The organism is Bilophila wadsworthia ATCC 49260, from assembly GCF_000701705.1.
In the GTDB taxonomy this organism is placed as follows: Bacteria; Desulfobacterota; Desulfovibrionia; order Desulfovibrionales; family Desulfovibrionaceae; genus Bilophila; species Bilophila wadsworthia.
In genome coordinates, this window is record NZ_JNJP01000045.1 from 16,031 (window position 1) to 33,325 (window position 17,295).

General features: G+C 58.9%; 15 protein-coding genes. 4 read left to right on the plus strand and 11 right to left on the minus strand.

Annotated features, from left to right (window positions below; all coding sequences use genetic code 11):
• Positions 1-79: 79 nt before the first annotated feature.
• The 6 genes from T370_RS0114225 to T370_RS0114250 all read right to left on the minus strand — a co-directional run bounded on the left by T370_RS0114225 (position 80) and on the right by T370_RS0114250 (position 5,539).
• The gene (locus T370_RS0114225) at positions 80-472 is read right to left on the minus strand and encodes a TspO/MBR family protein (RefSeq protein ID WP_005029684.1); all 393 of its coding nucleotides are present in this window, start codon (positions 470-472) and stop codon (positions 80-82) included.
• Positions 472-825 (minus strand): hypothetical protein, encoded by a 354-nt coding sequence (locus T370_RS0114230; protein ID WP_005029687.1) that lies wholly within the window; start codon positions 823-825, stop codon positions 472-474. Before T370_RS0114230 ends, T370_RS0114225 begins: the two co-directional genes overlap by 1 nt.
• Positions 822-1,412 carry an RNA polymerase sigma factor gene (locus T370_RS0114235; protein WP_029436098.1) on the minus strand — a complete coding sequence of 197 codons (591 nt, stop codon included), beginning with the start codon at positions 1,410-1,412 and terminating at the stop codon, positions 822-824. Before T370_RS0114235 ends, T370_RS0114230 begins: the two co-directional genes overlap by 4 nt.
• 615 nt (positions 1,413-2,027) lie before the next feature.
• Positions 2,028-3,521: an APC family permease gene (locus tag T370_RS0114240; protein ID WP_029436099.1), complete on the minus strand. Its 1,494-nt coding sequence runs from the start codon at positions 3,519-3,521 to the stop codon at positions 2,028-2,030.
• A gap of 120 nt (positions 3,522-3,641) precedes the next feature.
• Positions 3,642-4,043 (minus strand): hypothetical protein, encoded by a 402-nt coding sequence (locus T370_RS0114245; RefSeq protein WP_029436100.1) that lies wholly within the window; start codon positions 4,041-4,043, stop codon positions 3,642-3,644.
• Between the two features lie 155 nt (positions 4,044-4,198).
• Complete coding sequence (locus tag T370_RS0114250) at positions 4,199-5,539, minus strand: alanine/glycine:cation symporter family protein (RefSeq protein ID WP_029436101.1); 1,341 nt, start codon at positions 5,537-5,539, stop codon at positions 4,199-4,201.
• Positions 5,540-5,783: 244 nt separating this feature from the next.
• Here T370_RS0114250 and T370_RS0114255 point away from each other — a divergent pair, with 244 nt between their 5' ends.
• Entirely contained in the window at positions 5,784-7,010 is a 1,227-nt protein-coding gene (locus tag T370_RS0114255) for an MltA domain-containing protein (RefSeq protein WP_029436102.1), read from the plus strand.
• 324 nt (positions 7,011-7,334) lie between these two features.
• On the opposite strand, the gene T370_RS0114260 is transcribed toward T370_RS0114255, so the two are convergent.
• Together T370_RS0114260 and T370_RS0114265 are read right to left on the minus strand one after the other, a co-directional pair.
• Positions 7,335-7,826 carry a periplasmic heavy metal sensor gene (locus T370_RS0114260; protein WP_005029702.1) on the minus strand — a complete coding sequence of 164 codons (492 nt, stop codon included), beginning with the start codon at positions 7,824-7,826 and terminating at the stop codon, positions 7,335-7,337.
• A 196-nt stretch (positions 7,827-8,022) separates the two neighbouring features.
• Positions 8,023-8,499, minus strand: coding sequence for a periplasmic heavy metal sensor (locus T370_RS0114265; RefSeq protein WP_029436103.1), 477 nt, complete (start codon positions 8,497-8,499; stop codon positions 8,023-8,025).
• Between the two features lie 374 nt (positions 8,500-8,873).
• Between T370_RS0114265 and T370_RS0114270 the strand changes: the two genes are divergently transcribed.
• Together T370_RS0114270 and T370_RS0114275 are read left to right on the plus strand one after the other, a co-directional pair.
• A complete protein-coding gene (locus T370_RS0114270) occupies positions 8,874-10,625 on the plus strand; it encodes an ATP-binding protein (protein ID WP_231377918.1) in 1,752 nt (583 codons plus the stop codon).
• A 197-nt stretch (positions 10,626-10,822) separates the two neighbouring features.
• Positions 10,823-12,190 carry a sigma-54-dependent Fis family transcriptional regulator gene (locus tag T370_RS0114275; protein WP_029436104.1) on the plus strand — a complete coding sequence of 456 codons (1,368 nt, stop codon included), beginning with the start codon at positions 10,823-10,825 and terminating at the stop codon, positions 12,188-12,190.
• Here the strand turns inward: T370_RS0114275 and T370_RS0114280 are convergent, their stop codons facing one another.
• From T370_RS0114280 to T370_RS0114290, 3 genes are all read right to left on the minus strand, one after another.
• Positions 12,191-12,790 carry a cytochrome b/b6 domain-containing protein gene (locus tag T370_RS0114280; RefSeq protein ID WP_029436105.1) on the minus strand — a complete coding sequence of 200 codons (600 nt, stop codon included), beginning with the start codon at positions 12,788-12,790 and terminating at the stop codon, positions 12,191-12,193.
• Positions 12,791-12,936: 146 nt separating this feature from the next.
• Entirely contained in the window at positions 12,937-15,357 is a 2,421-nt protein-coding gene (locus T370_RS0114285) for an acetate--CoA ligase family protein (protein ID WP_029436106.1), read from the minus strand.
• A gap of 595 nt (positions 15,358-15,952) precedes the next feature.
• Positions 15,953-16,684 carry an XRE family transcriptional regulator gene (locus T370_RS0114290; RefSeq protein WP_248604267.1) on the minus strand — a complete coding sequence of 244 codons (732 nt, stop codon included), beginning with the start codon at positions 16,682-16,684 and terminating at the stop codon, positions 15,953-15,955.
• A gap of 199 nt (positions 16,685-16,883) precedes the next feature.
• Here T370_RS0114290 and T370_RS25715 point away from each other — a divergent pair, with 199 nt between their 5' ends.
• Positions 16,884-17,120 carry a transcriptional regulator gene (locus T370_RS25715; protein ID WP_029435177.1) on the plus strand — a complete coding sequence of 79 codons (237 nt, stop codon included), beginning with the start codon at positions 16,884-16,886 and terminating at the stop codon, positions 17,118-17,120.
• Positions 17,121-17,295: the final 175 nt, after the last annotated feature.

Below are 17,295 nucleotides of genomic sequence, written 5' to 3' on the forward strand. Positions count from 1 at the left end.
TTTCCGAAAGGGAAAGCCTGTTTTGTCGCCCGGCGGAACCGATGCGATGAGCGTTTTTTTGAAGCGCAGGGGGAGCGCACTAGTTCGCCTTGCCCTCTTTGGGCGGAGGCGGCATTTTCCTCGACAGCTGCTTTTCCAGAAACTCTTGGGCCACGGCCTTCTGGCGTTCGTCGAGCAGCGGGGCCATTTCATTGAAATGCTTGATGATAAATGCCCTTCGGAAAGCTTTTGCCCGTTCGGATTCCTTGAGGAATTCAGGGTGGAGGCGGATAAAGACTTCCCGGACCTGTTCCTGCTGCTCCGGAGTAAGCTCCAGCACTTCCGTCAGGTGTTCGACCGCCCGGTCGGGGCCCGGAGGCTGCCTGAACGATTTGAACCAGCGCGGGTTGCTGCTGCCGATGACGATACCGACGAAGCACCCGGCGGCAAAGGTCAGGCCGAGCGCCAACAGGCTCTTGAAGCGGGTCCGCATCAGAAAAACACCTCATACCCGGCAAGGGCCGACTGCGCGTATTCGGCGAGGGCGGTGCCGGGATCGCCCGCGTGCCAGAAGAGCATCAACGCACAGAGGATAATGACGGCATTCGCCAACGCAAGGGGCCGGAAGCGCTGCGCCAGCCAGTCCGGGACATCGGGATCGTCCATCGGGCTGAGCCGGACGGCGAACATCACGCGCTCTTCCCATGCTTCGTCGAGCAGGGAAGGCCGGTTCGTACGCCCCTCGTTCCAGCGGCGCCGCGCCTTTTCCAGCAACCCGTCCTCGGGGGACTGGAAACCGATAAGGGCGGAAAGTACGCCGCGCAAAGACTGCAAAAGGTTGTTCATGATTGCCTCCCGAGGCTTTCCAAAGGGGGATCGAGCGCCTCGCGCAGCTTTGCCTTGCTGCGGTGGACCCTGACCCGGACGTTGATCGGCGTCATGTCCATCATGGCCGCCGTCTCCGCAATGGAATAGCCCTCCAGAAAGGTGAGCGTCAGCAACATACGATCGCGGGGTTCCAGACTTTGCAGGGCCGATTCGAGCTCTTCCCGCAAGTCGCGGCGTTCGTTTTCTTCTTCATAGAGGCGGAACGATGCCTGATCGGTCAGGCCTTCCGGTTCGCCCTCTTCGCCTCGGGCCAGAGAGCTGAACGGCGCTTCGGGCCTGTAGCGTTCGCGCAGCCGCTCGTAACAGCAGCGCAGGGCAATGGTCGACAGCCAGCGCTCAAAGGAACCTTGCCCTTGGTAGGAACGCAGGCTCCTGTACGCCCTGACGAAGGTTTCCTGAGCCACTTCGGGCACCTCATGCGGCAGGACGTGCGCGGAAACGAGGCGCTCCACGCGCGGCCCATAGGACCGCAGGATGGAGCGGAACGCTTCCGCGTCGCCGTTCAGCACGGCCTGAAGGGTTTCTTCTCCCGCCTCCGGGATCATGGTCTGTTCCTTTTCTGTCGTTCAGCCCAGCCGCCTTGCGGGCGGAGGGAGTACGGGAAAGATGCCCTGTACAAGAAGAGTGTGCCGCCCCGTACGGAATTGTTACAGCGGGCGGAAAAATTTTTGGGGAAAGAAATTGGGGTTTGGGAGAAGGGCCCTTCTCCCAAACCCCCACCCCTCATCCCCTTAAACGTTTCGACTGGTGGGGAGGCTGCGCGTCAGGGGTTCCGTTGGGTGAAAAAATACTCTGGAAGAGGTGACGGTGCCTATGAAGACGGAGAATCCCTTTCGCGCTTTTTGTGGGGCTGTCGGCCTTGGTTCAGTATACGTGAAAGAAGCCCGTTCGCGTACTGTTTTTATCGTTGCCTTCTGGGAGAGCCGCGTTCAGGGAAGTCAATCGGCTTTTCAGTGTATGAAAGAACAACTCGTTCTTATAAATTGTAAAAAATGAAAAAATCCCTGTACAGCTCAGGCCGCACAGGGAACCCTGTGAACAGGGATTCGATAAACACGAAAATCTTTGAAGAGGGAGAGGTGGGGTTTGGGGAGGGGAGGGGGGAGAAACTTTCTCAGAAAGTTTCTCCCTCCCCTCCCCTCCCCGAATGATCCTCAATATTACTTGTTCATTCCCGCGGAAGTGCTCTGGGCGGCCTCAAAGAGGAGAGGCCGATCCTTGGTGCCGAGCAGCAGGTACTGCATCTGCTCATGCGGGATGGCGTTCAGCTCGGACGCGCGGTTGAAGTAGAAGGCCGCGCCGAGGGCGACCCAGACAAGAAGCATGAACCACGACTCGATGCCGATGGCGGCGGGAGAACCGGGCAGAGCGAGCATGGCGAAGCAGGAGATGGAGGTCAGGCCACCGATGATCGCCACAGGCTTGCCCCAGCGGGCTTCGGGGATGTCGGGGAAATTGGCGACATACTTGTACGCGGTCATGCAGGTGAACAGATAGGCGAGCGCGGTGCCCATGGCGGACATGTCGACGATCCAGTTCAGGGCCGAGCGGCCGAACCACGGGGCGATGAGGGTCAGGCCAAGCGTGAACAGGACGGCGTTGGTCGGCGTCCCGTGTTTGGGGTGCACCTTGACGAACCAAGGGTGCAGGAATTTGCCGCGGCCCATGCTGAACAGGAGGCGCGTCGTCGCCATGAAAAAGCCGTTCATGCCCGTGAAAATCCCGGCCATGACCGGAATGGCGAGGATGACGCCGCCGAACCTGCCGAAAGCCATGTTGGCCACGGCGCCCGTGGTCCAGCTGTGATTCTGGCCGAGCAAATCGGTATAGGGAATGATGATCGCGACAGCGATCAGAACCAGCGCGTAGAGAAGCGCGCCGCAGACGATGGAATTGATCATCAGGCGGCGGGATTTTTCGGGCGGGAAGTCGAATTCTTCAGCGGTCTGGGGGATCGTGTCGAAACCCACGAACAGCCACGGGGTAATGGCGAGGATGGACAGCACGCAGGCTACCGGGGAACGCCCTTCGGCAAAGAGGGGGAACAGGTTATCGACGTGGGAGGTTTCCGTGGCGACGCTTCCAAGGATCAGCACCAGCACGCCGCCCGCGAGGGCGAAGGCCAGAATGAGCTGGAGGCTGCTCGCCATGTCCATGCCCCTGAAATTCATATAGCCGAAGAAGATGAAGAAAGCCGACATCATGGCCAGTTCGCCCGCGTAGACGTCCCATCCGGCGACCGTATACAGATAGCCCACATCAAAAACGCCGGGCAGGACGAAGCGGCTGAGCAGCGCGAGGGCCGTGCCGTTGGCGGCGATGACGCAGAGGTAGCCGAGAACCAGCGCCCAGCCGCAGATGAAACCGGCCCGTGTCCCGAAGCCGACGTAGGCGTAGGTGAAGGAACCGCCCGCAACGGGATAGACTTTAATCAGGATGCTGTAGCAGAGCGCCACCGTGCACAGCAGCCCTCCGCCGATGAGAAACGCGAGGCATGTCCCCAGCGGCCCGGCATCCGGCAGAAAACGGGTTCCGGGAAGGACGAAGCAGCCCCAGCCGATGATGGCCCCTACGGCCAGTGCCCAGACTTCGGCCGGGCTCATGGTTTTTTTGAGTTCCTTGCGATCCGTTTGAGATTCCGTCGAGTGATCCATATATCCATCTCTTTTCAGTTTGAGGGCGGGAAAAGCGGCCCGGGTGCGCATATGGTACGGATAACGCACGGCTTCGTCCGCCCGATGGGGCGCAACGCGAGAACCGCTGAATGCGTAAGGCTACAGAGAGATGGAGACGGAAGGCGGCGCGAGGGCCAAGGGAAGCATACCCCGGATTTCGGAAAGCCCGGGCAGGAGATCGGGAAGGGGAATGAAGGCGGCGCATTGAAGGAGCGCGAGGGAGAACCCGTAGGATGAGGCGTTAAGCGAAAGGAGAGGGCCGTCCTTTCCGGAAGTCCTGTCCAAAGGGTGCGCCGACTTGGTTTCCAGATAGGCGGACGGCTGATCCGGCTGTGCCGGGATCAGGGACGCGCCATCCTGACAGTGCATGAGGCACGGCTGCACGGGGTGCCTTTGCGCAATGGCGTTCGGGTACAACAGGCAGACGCTTATCAGAGGCAGCAGCGCCCACCATAAGCTCTTCGTGAAATGTCGTATCCAATACCGGCTCAAAAGCGTCATTCAGCACCTATGACGAAAATTTGCCGTTAGATATCTGTAAAGAGCCTTCCCGTCAATGGGGATCACGGAAAAAGGAGAAGAACGAAAAATAGTAACGATCCCAAGATATAAACGGATTGATATCAGGACGGTGAATGTCCGGGCTCGGGCGCGTTTTAGGGCCGTGTGCTCTCTTGTACGGTTTTGAACACCACAGGGCTCAGCAGGAGCACGCCGATGAGGTTGGGGAAAGCCATCAGCGCGTTGAAGGTGTCGGCAAGAATCCAGACCAGATCGAGCTGGGCCAGAGCGCCGATGGGCACGACGATGGTGTAGAGGATACGGAAAGGCTTCAGAACCCGATCCCCGAACAGGAATATTGCGGAACGTTCCCCGTACACGCACCAGCCGAGGATGGTGGTGAAGGCGAACATGACCAGCGAAATCGCCACGATGGCCGAACCCACGCCCGGCAGGGCGGTTTCAAAGGCCCGCGCGGTCAGCGAAGCGCCCTGAGCGCCGACGGCGGTCCATTCGCCGGTGACGAGGATGGCGAAACCGGTCATGCTGCACACGATCATGGTGGTGATGAACACGTCGAGCATTCCGATGGTGGCCTGCCTGATCGGGGTGGAGGTCGCGGTGGCGTGGGCGATGGGCCCGCTGCCGAGCCCGGCTTCGTTGGCGAAGATGCCCCGCGCCATACCGAACCGGACGGCCATCATGGCCGTGGCCCCGGCGAATCCCCCCTGCGCCGCCGTGGGCGTGAAGGCTTCCTCAATGACGTGCAGGAACATCGCGGGCACTTCCTTGATGTTCAAAATGATGATGAGCAGCGAGGCGAGCGTGTACAGGATCGCCATAAAGGGCACTATTTTCCCGGCCACGCTGCCGATGCGCCGCAGGCCGCCCAACAGGACGGAAGCGATCAGCAGGAACAGGATCAGCGCCGTGATCCATGTCGGGACGCCGAAGGTCCCCCAGAGCACGCCGGAAATGGCGTTGGTCTGTACCGCATTGCCGGTCCCGAAACAGGTGATTGCCGCAAAAATGGCGAACAGGCCGCCGAGCCATTTCCACTTTTCGCCGAGACCGTTCTTGATGAAGTACATGGCCCCGCCCACGAAATTCCCCGCCGGGGTCACTTCACGGTAGCGGACGGCAAGCAGGATTTCGGAAAATTTGGTCGCCATGCCTACCATAGCGGTACACCACATCCAGAACAGCGCGCCCGGGCCGCCCGAAAGGATGGCCGTGGCCACGCCGACGATGCTCCCCGTGCCGATAGTCCCAGCGAGGGCCGTCATCAGGGCATTGAACGGCGTCAGCTCGCCCTTGTCGCCAGCCGAGGAGGTCCGGCCCTTCCAGAGCATGGAAAACGCTGAAAAGATGTTGCGGAACGTATAGAAACGCAACCCTACGGTAAGGTAGAGGCCCGTTCCGATCAGCAGGATCAGCATACCCGGTCCCCAGATCACGTCGTTGATCGCCTTCAAAGCCTGTATCAGCGTTTCCATCGTTGTCTTCCTGCGTTGCGTATTCGAGAGCTTGGCTCTATGGTGGCCGCGCACCGTTCAGCGGCGGTGCGGGACGTCCCCTCTTCAAAGGGAACGCCCTCTGTCGTGTATCGTATTGCAGGGGAAAATTTCATTATTATCATACCCGGCGGATACCGTTCCGGGTATATGCGCACCTGTGCGCCGCCGTTCCTTTTGAGGGGAACCGGGCAGAGGATGCGTCCTTTCACGCAAAGAGGAATCGATGTTGAAAACGTTTGTGCTGTGCCTTGCCGTCCTGTTGGCCGCATGTGGGGCCAAACCTTCCCCCGAGCCTTTCCCCGCCCCTGCCTCAACCGCTTCTTCCGAGATCCGGCGGTTGCCCCATCCCGCCGTCGAAGCGCTGGATACCCCGTCCCCGTTGTTCCGGCGGGCCCCGGCGGAACAGGCGCGTGCGCAGATCGCCCGTATGGACAAGGCATCCATGGGGCTGCGTTCGTGGATGGAATTGGCCCCCGCGCTGGAGCGGAGCCTTGCGTATGCCCGGAGCTGGAATCCGGACGAGCGGGCAGCCGAACACAGCGGAATCCGGATCACATGGGGAGAAGTGGTTGCGTCGCTGGAAAAGCTGAAAGCGATACTGCCGCGGCTCGACGCCCAGCCAGAACTGCTGGAAGAGGGGTTCCAGTGGCTGAGCGTCGCCCCTGAAGTCAAGTTTACGGGGTACTATTCGCCGGTGATGCAGGCCAGCCGGACGCGCAAGCCGGGATACGAATACCCGATCTACCGTCTTCCGGAGGAGCTTGCCCCGGATCTGGCGTGGTGCCTGCCTACGCACAGCTGCCCCGAGGACGCTTTTTTGCAGGTGATCAAGCCGGAAGACCCGTATTACAGCCGGGCGGACATCGATCTGGACGGAGCGCTCAAGAGCCGGAATCTGGAAATGGCGTGGCTGGAGCATCCGGTGGAGACGTATGATCTGATGCTGGAAGGCTCCGGCATTCTGGCCTTTGACGACGGGACGCAGCAGGCGGCCCTGTTCGCGGGCCTGAACGGGCACTCGGGCCAGAGCATGGCGGGCTACCTGATCCGTTCGGGGGAACTTCCGCGCAACAAGGCCTCGATGAAGGGTATCCGCCAATGGTGGGACAACCACCCCCAGAAGCGCAGGGCCTTTTTGAACGCTTCCAGCGGCTACGTTTTTTTCCGGTTCGGTGCCGAGCATCCGAAAGGGACGGCGGGTTGCGAACTGACGCCGTGGGTCAGCATGGCGGTCGATCCGCGCGTCCTGCCGCTTGGCGGCATCGTTTCCTACGCGCTTCCGGGACAGCGGCAGGGCATCCGGAGAGGGCTCGGCTTCGCACACGATACCGGCGGCGCGATCCGTTTGCGGCGCATCGACATCTACACCGGGGAAGGCGAAGACGCCCACCGTCAGGCCATGACCATTTACAATCAGGGGCAGGTCTGGCTGTTGTTGGCGAAACAGTGAGCCTTCCCGAAAAGGTGAGGCTTTCCCTCCGAGGGGTTCCAAAAAGCCGTTGCCGTGCCGTTTCAGCGCCCGGCTTCATGCCTTGATCCTTTTCCTTCCCGCAAAGAACCTTGCACAAAACACCGAGACCGAGGGAGGCAGTCCCCCCCGGTCTCGGTGCGGAAGTGAGGTTGTTGAAGAAACGTTCGGAGTTATGGTGAAGTGGCTGGCCGCGTACGTTCCGGGTTGCTGCGGGAGGCGGAGAACGGCTCCATGCGGCCTTCGCGCCTTGTAACGTATCAGGTGTGTCGCCCCGGGGAAGGAAGCGTCCCCGGGCGCCCGGGGCTAGTAGTTGCAGTTGGAACCGTAACCGCCGCCGTGTCCGCCATGGCCACCATGACCGCCGCCATGACGACCGCCGTTGTGGTAGCCCATGCCGTTGCCCATCATACCGTTGCCCATCATGCCGCGGCAGGGCTGGATACCGAGTTCCTTTTCCATCTTGTCGCCGAGGGTCATGCGTTCGGCGCGGAGCTGGGAGCGGAGTTCCGCCACCTCATTGGCGAGCTTGGAAATGGTCTCGGGCTTGGCGTTGGGGTTGCGGGACAGGGCGTCGAGCTCGATGCCCTTGGCGTTCAGCTTGTCCTGAATCGGGGATACGCGGCTGTAGTAATCCTTCATCATGGCATCATAGGCACCCTGCTTTTCGGGAGAAACTGCGTACATCCCGGCGTGGTTGCCATAGTTGTGGTACCCGTTGTAGGCGAAAGCGGACACGCCGGAACCGAGAACGATGGCGGAAAGGGCGAAAGCGGCGATGAGGGCGCGAGTCTTCATGGTATGTACTCCTGTGACGGTGTTTGAGAGGTTAAACGTAAGCTTATTGGAATAATGCTGAATGTATGGTGAAGCGGCTGGCCGCGCACGTTCCGGGTTGCTGCGGGAGGCGGAGAACGGCTCCATGCGGCCTTCGTGCCTGTAAACGAACAAGGGGGGCCCCCCCGGGAAAGAAACCGCCCCCGGCCCCCCGAGGCTAGTAGTTGCAGTTGGAACCGTAACCGCCGCCGTGTCCGCCATGGCCACCATGACCACCACCGTGACGGCCGCCGTTGTGGTAGCCCATGCCGTTGCCCATCATGCCGCGGCCGGGCTGGACACCGAGTTCCTTTTCCATCTTGTCGCCGAGGGTCATGCGTTCGGCGCGGAGCTGGGAGCGGAGTTCCGCCACCTCATTGGCGAGCTTGGAAATGGTCTCGGGCTTGGCGTTGGGGTTGCGGGACAGGGCGTCGAGCTCGATGCCCTTGGCGTTCAGCTTGTCCTGAATCGGGGATACGCGGCTGTAGTAATCCTTCATCATGGCATCATAGGCACCCTGCTTTTCAGGAGAAACCGCGTACATCCCGGCGTGGTTGCCATAGTTGTGGTACCCGTTGTAGGCGAAAGCGGACACGCCGGAACCGAGAACGATGGCGGAAAGGGCGAAAGCGGCGATAAGAGCGCGAGTCTTCATAGTGTGTACTCCAGTAATGGTATTTTTATTGAAAGGTTGAAGCCAAACGGCTTGCTGAGCATATAGCAACAGGCGTGCCAAAGTATGTTTTGTTTTGTAATACACGAATTTTATTCATTAAAATAAAAACGCGTCATTCAGCGCTTCACGAGCGGCCCCGTGAGTGGGTAGAATGGAACCACACCGTGTTTCCGAGTGTGTAAAAACGCCACACCCCTTGGGCAGGGGCGGGGTGGAGACGCCGGGAACCCTGCGGATAATGGGGCTCGAAAGCGGTTCCAATCCGGGAATGGTTTTTGCTGTACCTTAGAAAAAAATTCGGATCCGAGATCCGGCAACCGGATGCCGTTCCGCAAAAGGATATTCACGTGTACATGTCGTCGTTAAAAAAAATGCCCCGGTGGCTCACGCTGTTCCCGTGGTTCGTCATGGTCTGCGCCTTGCTGTTTTCAGCGGGGATCGTGGTGTTCGGGCTGCACAACGCCAAACGCGAATCGGATTTCACGTCGCAGCTGACCCTTGAAAAGGGGGCGGCGCTCATCAGCGCGCTGGAAGGTGCGTTGCGGACCGGTATGGGATATCACTGGTCCGATGAAGTGCTGAGCGATCTGCTCAACAAGGTCGGGGAACAGCCGGACATCGTTTCGCTGGTGATCACCAACCGTAACGGGACCGTGCTGATGGCGGCCGATACCAAACTCATCGGCACGAGTTTCTTGTCGCCGGAAGTTCTGGCGGAGCTCGATCCGACCAGGCAGGTCAAATGGAATGCGACGGAATTGCCCGATGGGATGCCCGTATTCCAAGTGTATAAGCAGTTTTCCGTCCCGCAGGGGGAACGCCGCAGGCATGGCGGCGGGCACAGGATGATGAGGCGCGGGCTGGACGGCGACTCATGCGGCATGTTGGAAGCGAGCATTGCCGAGGGCACATCGCTGGTTATTTTCGTCGAGTATGATCTCACCCCCCTTGAGGAGGCACAGGCCGCCGACGAAAAGCATATGGCGGTCATGTTCGGCATTCTTGTTTTTGTAGGCTTGGTGGGCTGCATTACCCTGTTCCTGATCCAGAGTTACAGGCGCTCGCGCAAGCTCGTACAGGAAACCACGGCCTTTTCTTCGGAAATCCTGCGGACGCTTCCGGTGGGCATCATTTCCACGGACATGGACGATCGCATTACATCCATCAACCCCGCCGCGCAGGACATCACCGGGCTGACCCGGACGGCGGCGACGGGGCGGGGCCTTCATGACCTGCTGCCCGGCGTATGGGCCGTGCTCGAAGGGCGGACGGCGCAGGATGCCGCGAGAGAGCAGGAGGCCTGGTGCACGGTCGGTGAGCGTCGGGTTCCGTTGGCGATCAGCGCCTCGCACATTGTGACCGAGGAGGGCGAAGCCATCGGCACGGCTTTGATCATGCGCGATCTCGGGGAAATCCGGCGCCTCCAGAGCGAACTGCGGCGGCGGGACCGTCTGGTGGCGCTCGGCAATATGGCGGCGGGCATCGCCCATGAGGTCCGCAACCCCCTCAGCGCCATTAAGGGGTTGGCCCGTTTCTTCATGGAAGCGAGCCCCGAAGGCAGCGACGAAAGCCGCATGGCTGACATCATGACGAGGGAGGTGCTCCGTCTGGACAAGGTGGTGGGCGATCTCCTCGATTTTGCGCGCCCCGATGTGCTGAACCTGACCGATGTCGGGCTGAACGAGCTTGTGGAGCGGGCCCGCGACATGGTGCGGTCGGATATGGACGCCCGCAAGATCCGGTTTGAGGCCGAGCTGCCGGAGCCGCCGTTGTCCGTACGGCTGGACCGGGACCGTATGACGCAAGTGTTGCTCAACTTGTTTCTCAACGCTGTACAGGCCATGCCCGATGGCGGTAGGCTGATGGTACGGGCCCGGATGGAAGGTACAGAGCTGGCGCTGGATGTTGCGGATACGGGGTGCGGCATCGCCCCCGAACGTCTGGCGGATATTTTCAGCCCGTATTTCACCACCAAGGCCAGCGGCACGGGGCTGGGGCTTTCCATCGTGCACAAGATCGTGGAAGCGCACGACGGCACGATCGAAGTCGCCAGCACGCCCGGCGAGGGCACGGTGTTCAAGCTTCGTTTCCCGTTTGTGGCGTAGGCGGGGTCCGGGGAAAGGGAGGGAAACCTTCCCCGGTCCCCCAACCCTCCTTTCCCAAAACTTTTGACTTTATTGAATCCCTTATCCCCGTTTTTCCTGATTTTTTATGAGGTCCATAATGTGACGGAAGGCGGAAGAGAAAGGTTTGTTGGGATTGTGTGTGTATTGGATTGATCGAGAATCAATTGAGGAATGGCATGGCTGAGAAAGGTTCGCATACGGTTCTTGTGGTGGATGACGATCCGGGGCATCGCGGGATGCTTGAGGCGCTCCTTGGGCGCTGGGGGCTGGCCGTTACGTCGGCGGGGGATGGCAAAGAGGCTGTGGCGCGGGTATGCGAACGGCCTTTTGACGTGGTGCTGATGGATATCCGAATGCCCGACATGGACGGCATCACGGCTCTGAAGGAAATCCGCAAGTACAATCCCGCCGTGCCGGTCGTGCTCATGACGGCGTATTCCGCCGTGGAGTCCGCTGTGGAGGCCATGAAGTCCGGGGCCGTGGATTATCTCATCAAGCCCCTCGACTTTGATCAGCTCAAGTCCACCTTGTTCAAAACGCTGGAACACAGCGAGGCCGTCCGGTCCGGCGAGCGTTTTCCCGTTCCAGTGGAGGGCATCGTGGGAAACAGCCTCGCCGTCCGGAGGATGTTGGAGATGATCCACACTGTGGCCCCTTCGGAGGCGACGGTGTTGATCAACGGCAAGTCCGGGACGGGCAAGGAGCTGGTGGCGCGGGCCATCCATAACCAGAGCCAGCGCAAGGACGGCCCGTGGGTGGCGGTGAACTGTGCGGCCCTGACCGAAAGCCTTCTGGAATCCGAATTGTTCGGGCACGAGAAAGGCGCTTTCACGGGCGCGGACAAGCGCCGGGACGGGCGTTTTCTGCAAGCGGACGGCGGCACGCTGTTTCTGGACGAAATCGGCGAAATTTCCCTGCTCATGCAGGTCAAGCTCCTGCGGGCCATCCAGCAGCGGGAGATCCAGCGCGTGGGAGGCGACGCCACCCTCAAGGTGGATGTGCGCATCGTGGCGGCGACGAACCGCAACCTGCTGGATGAGGTCGCGGCCGGGCGCTTCCGCGAGGATTTGTATTATCGGCTCAACGTCGTCAGCATACAGGTCCCGTCCCTTCAGGAGCGGAGCGAGGACATCCCCCTTCTGGCGGAGCACTTCCTCAAGGTTTTCGGCGAGCGGAACCGAAAGGATGTGAAGGGATTTACCCCCAAGGCGATGGACATGCTGATCAAATACCCGTGGCCGGGGAATGTCCGCGAGCTGGAGAACGCGGTGGAGCGGGCCGTGGTGCTGCTGTTCGGCAGTTACGTTTCGGAACGCGAATTGCCGCTTGCCGTAACGCAGGCGTACGAACAAGAGGACGATACGGAGCCGTCAGCGCTGTCCGTTCCTTTGGAGGGGGCAACGCTGGAGGATGTGGAGCGCGAAGCCATCCTTCGTATGCTGGACAGTGTGGGCGACAACAAGAGCGAAGCGGCAAAGCGGCTGGGCATTTCCCGCAAGACCCTGCACACCAAGCTTAAACGGTACGGGCAGGAGCAGGACTGATCACTCCTGGCGCGCCTTGTTGCGTTGCCAGACGAAGAAGTGGAGCAGTGCCATACAGCCGTGTCCGATCAAATACAGTTCGATGAGGAGCGTCACGTTTTTATGGGTTTCCAGCGCCAACCCTGCGAACGATGAGCCGTTCCGCCAGAGGATGAACCAGATCAGGCCGCTCAGTACGACGAGCAGCAGCGCGCCGAGCCCGAGCCCCTGCACGGCGGTTGCCAACCCTTTCGGGCGCGGCGGAACCATCTTGAAGCGCAAGCTGGCCTGAATGTCCTTTTTGAGCTGTTCCGTATCACCCCAGAGGTACGGGAAAAAATAGTGAAAACCGCGCTTTGTGAGGCTGTCCGCCGCAAGCAGCAGGCTGAGGATAACAACGAGCAAGCCTGACAGGATATGATACCACGAGGCAAGCCAGCTGCTGAGGGCGGGATTGATCTGCCCGGACGAAAGCATATGCATGGCGAAGCTGCTCAGGATTTGCAGGATGACCAAGACGGCGATGATTGCGTGCAGGAACCGCAGGTAGGGTTTCTGGAAAAAACCAAGGAATTGCCAGAGCAGTTTGGCCTGATTGCCGAGTGCGGACGTGACGGACATGGGGTTCTCCTTTTCCCGTCATCATACGCGAACGGCTCAGGGGAAAGCCATGATAGAAAAGAGGGTTGTGCCGATGGGAACATTGGGGAGGGGGAGGAGGAACTTTCTTTAGAAAGTTCCTCCTCCCCCTCCCCCGATTCTTTTATCTACCTTAACAAACAATACGAAGCGTGCTTGAGGCCTTCGGCGGCCAAACGGGACTCCAGATAAAGGGAGAGTGCGGCGACTGCCCGGTCGCACACGGGGAATACGGGGATGCCCCGCTCACGGAGGGCCTTGCGGAGCGGTTCGAATTTTTCGCCGCCGTCCATAACTGCGACCATGGGCTTGGAAGTGCGGGAACGGACATCGGAAAGCAGCGTCAAAATGCCGTCCGGGGCGTCCATGCGGAAGGCGTCGATATCCGTTTCGGCAAGCGAGTGCGTGACCGGGGAGAGGGGATCAAGGCCGATGACGACGGCGTCGATGTTCTCGTCGTTGAGCAACAGCTCGGCCATGTACGCATGAACCTCGTCGTCCGCGCCGGGGTTTATGTCAAGGGGGTTCTTGATCGGAACCAGCTTCTCCAACCCTTTTGAAGCGATGAGCCGTTTCATGGCCAGCCGGGTGGTTTCGGAATAAGTCCCGAGGGACATGCTGTACTCGTCGGATTGGAGCGAATCCGCCATGCCCACGGCCTCGAACCCGGCACCGCTGACCGCACCGAGCCGCTTGCCCCGGATGGTCGCGTTGGTGAAGGTTTCCGCCAGAAGAATCAGATCCTGGAATTCCGTGAAGTTGCGGGCCATGATCGCGCCCGCCTGCCGGATGCAGGTTTCACAGACCATGTAGTCCCCGGCGAGGGATGCCGTGTGGCCGCTGGTGGCCGTTTTGCCTTCGGGCGTCCGCCCGGCCTTGTAGAAAATCACTTGCTTGTCACGCCGTATGGCCTCGCGCACGGCCTCCGCAAACTGGATCCCGTCGAGATCCTTGAAGCCTTCCGCGTAGACGGCGATGACATCCACTTCTTGGGAGTCCATGAAATGGCGCATCATGTCCCCGAGCGTGAGATCCGTCTGGTTGCCCATTGAAATGAGATAGGACGGGCTCATTTCCGGCGTCTGGCTGAACCGGTTCAGAAGGAAAGCCCCGCTCTGGCTGACGATGGCTGTGCGGCGGCGAGGGTATTGCTTGTAATCCGGCATTTTGGCGGCTGGGATGAACCATGTGTCGAATTTGCCCGGACGGGAAATCACGCCCATGCAATTCGCCCCAAGGAAGGCCGGGCCGCCGTCCCCTCCGGCGGCGAGGTTCTTGTGGGCTTCGGTGATGCGGGCGATCATGCGCTCGGTCATTTCCCGGCTTTCTTCCGTTTCACCGAGGCCGCCGGGGATGAGCATGACGCTGTGCGCGGCGTTGTTTTCAATGATTTCATCCACCAGAGGCGGAACCTGTTCCGCTCCGATGGCGACGATGAACAGATCCAGCGGATCAGGAAGCGCACGGAGGTTCGGCACGCAGCGCACCCCGCTGGCGTCGTTTTCGCCGTCACGGATGATGACGAGTTTGTCGCGGTCAAAACCGGAGTCGATGATGTTTTCAAGGATGATCCGCCCGAAATTCCGGCGCTTGGAGGAAACGCCGATGATGCCGATGGATTTCGGGTGCAACAGGTTGGCGATTTTTTGGATGGGACGGGGAGCGGGGCGTTCGCCGGGAGTCGAAAAGCGGCACATGCCGTCCAGCGGGACCATGAGGTAGTCCGTGAACGTGAACGGGTTGATCTCCAGTTCTTCAATGATGAACGGTGCATCGGGGTTGCAGGGGGAGAAATAGTTCCCCATGCGGATGAACGACTCGAAGCATTCGATAAGCTGGTCGTCGGTCACAATGCGGCGTTGCCCGCGGGTCAGCCCGGCCAGTTTCCGGTAGGAGACGGTCTTGCGGAAAAGCTCGAAGAAGGCATCGCCGTCGGTCAGTTCCGTCAGTGCGGCGACGATGGCCTGCCCTTTGCGGAAACGCTCGGCGTAGAGCTCGGTGTCCGTACCGCCGAGGCCCGCGCTGATGACCATGCCGAACTCGCGTGTGCGGCGCAGCCCGACGATCAGCTCGTTGCCGAACGATGCGGAGTCAGGCGGCATGAACTGTACTTGCAGGACGCCCTTGAGGTCTGCGGCGATGGCGTTCTGGAGCGCGGTTCCCGCCAGTCCCTTGTAGCTTTCAGGCGCGGAGGCGGGGCAGCGTTCGATCCATTCGGCATAGCGTTCCGGCACCTCGGAGAGCATACGCCGCACGGCGGAACGCACTTTGTCGGGCGTTTTGGGGACGATGCGCACGCCGCCCACTTCGGTCTTGTGGACGATGGTGGGGGAGATGATTTTCAGCACGGCCTTTTCGCCGGGCAGGGACATGATCTCCTCTTCCATCGGTTTGGCGTTCCGTGGGATGAAGGAGCATTTGGGCGGCGTTTCCGAACCGGAAAGGCTCAGCAGATTGTACACTTCGAATTCATAGAGAAAATGCCGCCCCTCAGTGTGGGCGTTGCGGAACAGCTCGGTAATGGGCTGATATTCAACAGTCAGATTCATGCGAGTCTCCAGCTGGTTGTGCGGTCGGAAAGGGAATCGTCGCTTCCGAACCGTTTTTATCCCTTTTCGCCGGGAGAGGGAATCAGGCTGTAGGCGTGGCCCTCGCAATTGGGGGAGGGGGGTCTTGTCGATTATATGCCCGTACCGGAGATCCGGAACTTCTGACGAACAAAAAAGGCTCCATTTTGGTGGAGCCTTTTTTGTTATTTCCAAACATCGTGCCAATCAGATTTTTCACAAGTTCACATTGTTAACTTGGCTGCAACAGATTCTCATCTTGGGTGACAGCTCACAATACCGGGGTAGCGATCGATTCTGCACACGGGGTATTTCCGCATCCACCGGGAATCCTTTTGCGCGGCGCGTGGTTAGGGTGATTTATGGTTGAGCGAGTGCGGCGGGCGATTTAGCACAGATTGATCGTTTTTGATCGTCTGCTGTACGAAAATGGCGCGCGATTCTGCACAGATTGATCACAGGATGATCAAAAACGGGCGGTTCCTCATTGGAGCCGCCCGTTTGTTGTTTGGTGTCAAAACGTACACCAAAACGCATGTCTTTTTCGCGGTCAAAACAGGCCGCGATTTTTCGTTTTCTACTTGTATTCCCGTCCACACCACAAAACGCGGCCTATGACGCGAAATTGTTCGGCAAGATCTCCACGAACATCCAGTTCGACAGGAGGGTATGCTGGATTTTCACTTTTGAGAATTACTTTTCCGGGCAAATTATCAATTCTTTTTATATAGATACTCTCTTCAAAGCCAACAGCAAACATTTTCCCTGGCACAATGCGCGTTTTGCTTTGATCTAATAAAACGACATCACCGTCTCTGATTTCTGGCTCCATGCTGTCGCCTGAAACCCGCATTAACACCATGCTGTTAGGGTTTCCCTTGCGTCGGATAAAATCACGGCGAAAGGCATATCCTTTCTCATAGTTACCATTCGTTTCGAAGCTTCCACCTCCGGCGGATAATACCGCCTCGACCATAGGAATCATTACAATTTCTTCATCAAAAAGAAGCTGAAATTCACTAGGTTGATTGGGCAACGTGCTGCTACTTTTCCCTAGAAAGAGAAAGTCCAATGATATGGATAAGGCTTGTGCCAACCGAATAGCATGAGATCCTTTTGGGAGTTGCCCTCCTTCATAATTTTGAATTGTTGTTAAACTTACACCTATTTTAGTTGCCAAAGTTTGTTGGTTCATCCCCAAGTCTTCACGGCATTTCTTCACTCTATTACCAAACTCTTTTCCCTTCCGGATTTCTTCGTCAGACTCGGAAGTTAATGCGGAAGTGGTTTCTGTGAGCATTTGTGTCATATAATACCCTTATTTAATTAATAAAGTTTACTCACAGTTTTTTTGCCAAAGAAAAATTATACCGGAAGTAGAAAGTTGTTGACTACACCAATAAAACTTGGCAAAAAGAATTTGTGAGCGGTAAACATATTGACCAATAAATTTACCCTACAGACCTGTTTTCTATGGGTCAACCCTACACGTTTGTGAGGTTTCAGGAATGAGCAACAAGAAGTTTGGAGATGCCCGCGCCAACAATCGCTGGACTATCCGAAAAGAATTGGATGCCCGCGGGCTGGATTTGGTGGATGTCGCCCGAATGGCCGGACGTCATCCCTCGTTGGTTACAGCCGTTTTGTATGGCTACCGGCATAGCCCCGCCGTGCTGGACGCGCTCCGCAAAATCGGGGTGCCTGAAAACCTTCTCCATGATCCCAGAAAGGAGGCAGCGGCATGAACGAACAATCCCGATCCTACCGACAAATCCGCAGCGCCGTACTTGCCGAGGTAGCTCACCTTGAATGGGAACAGGCTGTAACGGTGCTGGTTTCCGCAGTCAACGAACGGGCGGTGGAGGGAGGATTCCAAGCTAAGGTGGAGTTTGTCCCGTTGTGGAGCACCAAGGGGCCGTA

Coding starts and splice junctions, on each gene's coding strand:
- T370_RS0114270 (WP_231377918.1), top strand. CDS start 8,874: ATGTCGTCGTTAAAAAAAATGCCCCGGTGGCTCACGCTGTTCCCGTGG.
- T370_RS0114230 (WP_005029687.1), bottom strand. CDS start 825: ATGAACAACCTTTTGCAGTCTTTGCGCGGCGTACTTTCCGCCCTTATC.
- T370_RS0114225 (WP_005029684.1), bottom strand. CDS start 472: ATGCGGACCCGCTTCAAGAGCCTGTTGGCGCTCGGCCTGACCTTTGCC.
- T370_RS25715 (WP_029435177.1), top strand. CDS start 16,884: ATGAGCAACAAGAAGTTTGGAGATGCCCGCGCCAACAATCGCTGGACT.
- T370_RS0114250 (WP_029436101.1), bottom strand. CDS start 5,539: ATGGAAACGCTGATACAGGCTTTGAAGGCGATCAACGACGTGATCTGG.
- T370_RS0114280 (WP_029436105.1), bottom strand. CDS start 12,790: ATGTCCGTCACGTCCGCACTCGGCAATCAGGCCAAACTGCTCTGGCAA.
- T370_RS0114290 (WP_248604267.1), bottom strand. CDS start 16,684: ATGACACAAATGCTCACAGAAACCACTTCCGCATTAACTTCCGAGTCT.
- T370_RS0114285 (WP_029436106.1), bottom strand. CDS start 15,357: ATGAATCTGACTGTTGAATATCAGCCCATTACCGAGCTGTTCCGCAAC.
- T370_RS0114255 (WP_029436102.1), top strand. CDS start 5,784: ATGTTGAAAACGTTTGTGCTGTGCCTTGCCGTCCTGTTGGCCGCATGT.
- T370_RS0114265 (WP_029436103.1), bottom strand. CDS start 8,499: ATGAAGACTCGCGCTCTTATCGCCGCTTTCGCCCTTTCCGCCATCGTT.
- T370_RS0114245 (WP_029436100.1), bottom strand. CDS start 4,043: ATGACGCTTTTGAGCCGGTATTGGATACGACATTTCACGAAGAGCTTA.
- T370_RS0114240 (WP_029436099.1), bottom strand. CDS start 3,521: ATGGATCACTCGACGGAATCTCAAACGGATCGCAAGGAACTCAAAAAA.
- T370_RS0114260 (WP_005029702.1), bottom strand. CDS start 7,826: ATGAAGACTCGCGCCCTCATCGCCGCTTTCGCCCTTTCCGCCATCGTT.
- T370_RS0114275 (WP_029436104.1), top strand. CDS start 10,823: ATGGCTGAGAAAGGTTCGCATACGGTTCTTGTGGTGGATGACGATCCG.
- T370_RS0114235 (WP_029436098.1), bottom strand. CDS start 1,412: ATGATCCCGGAGGCGGGAGAAGAAACCCTTCAGGCCGTGCTGAACGGC.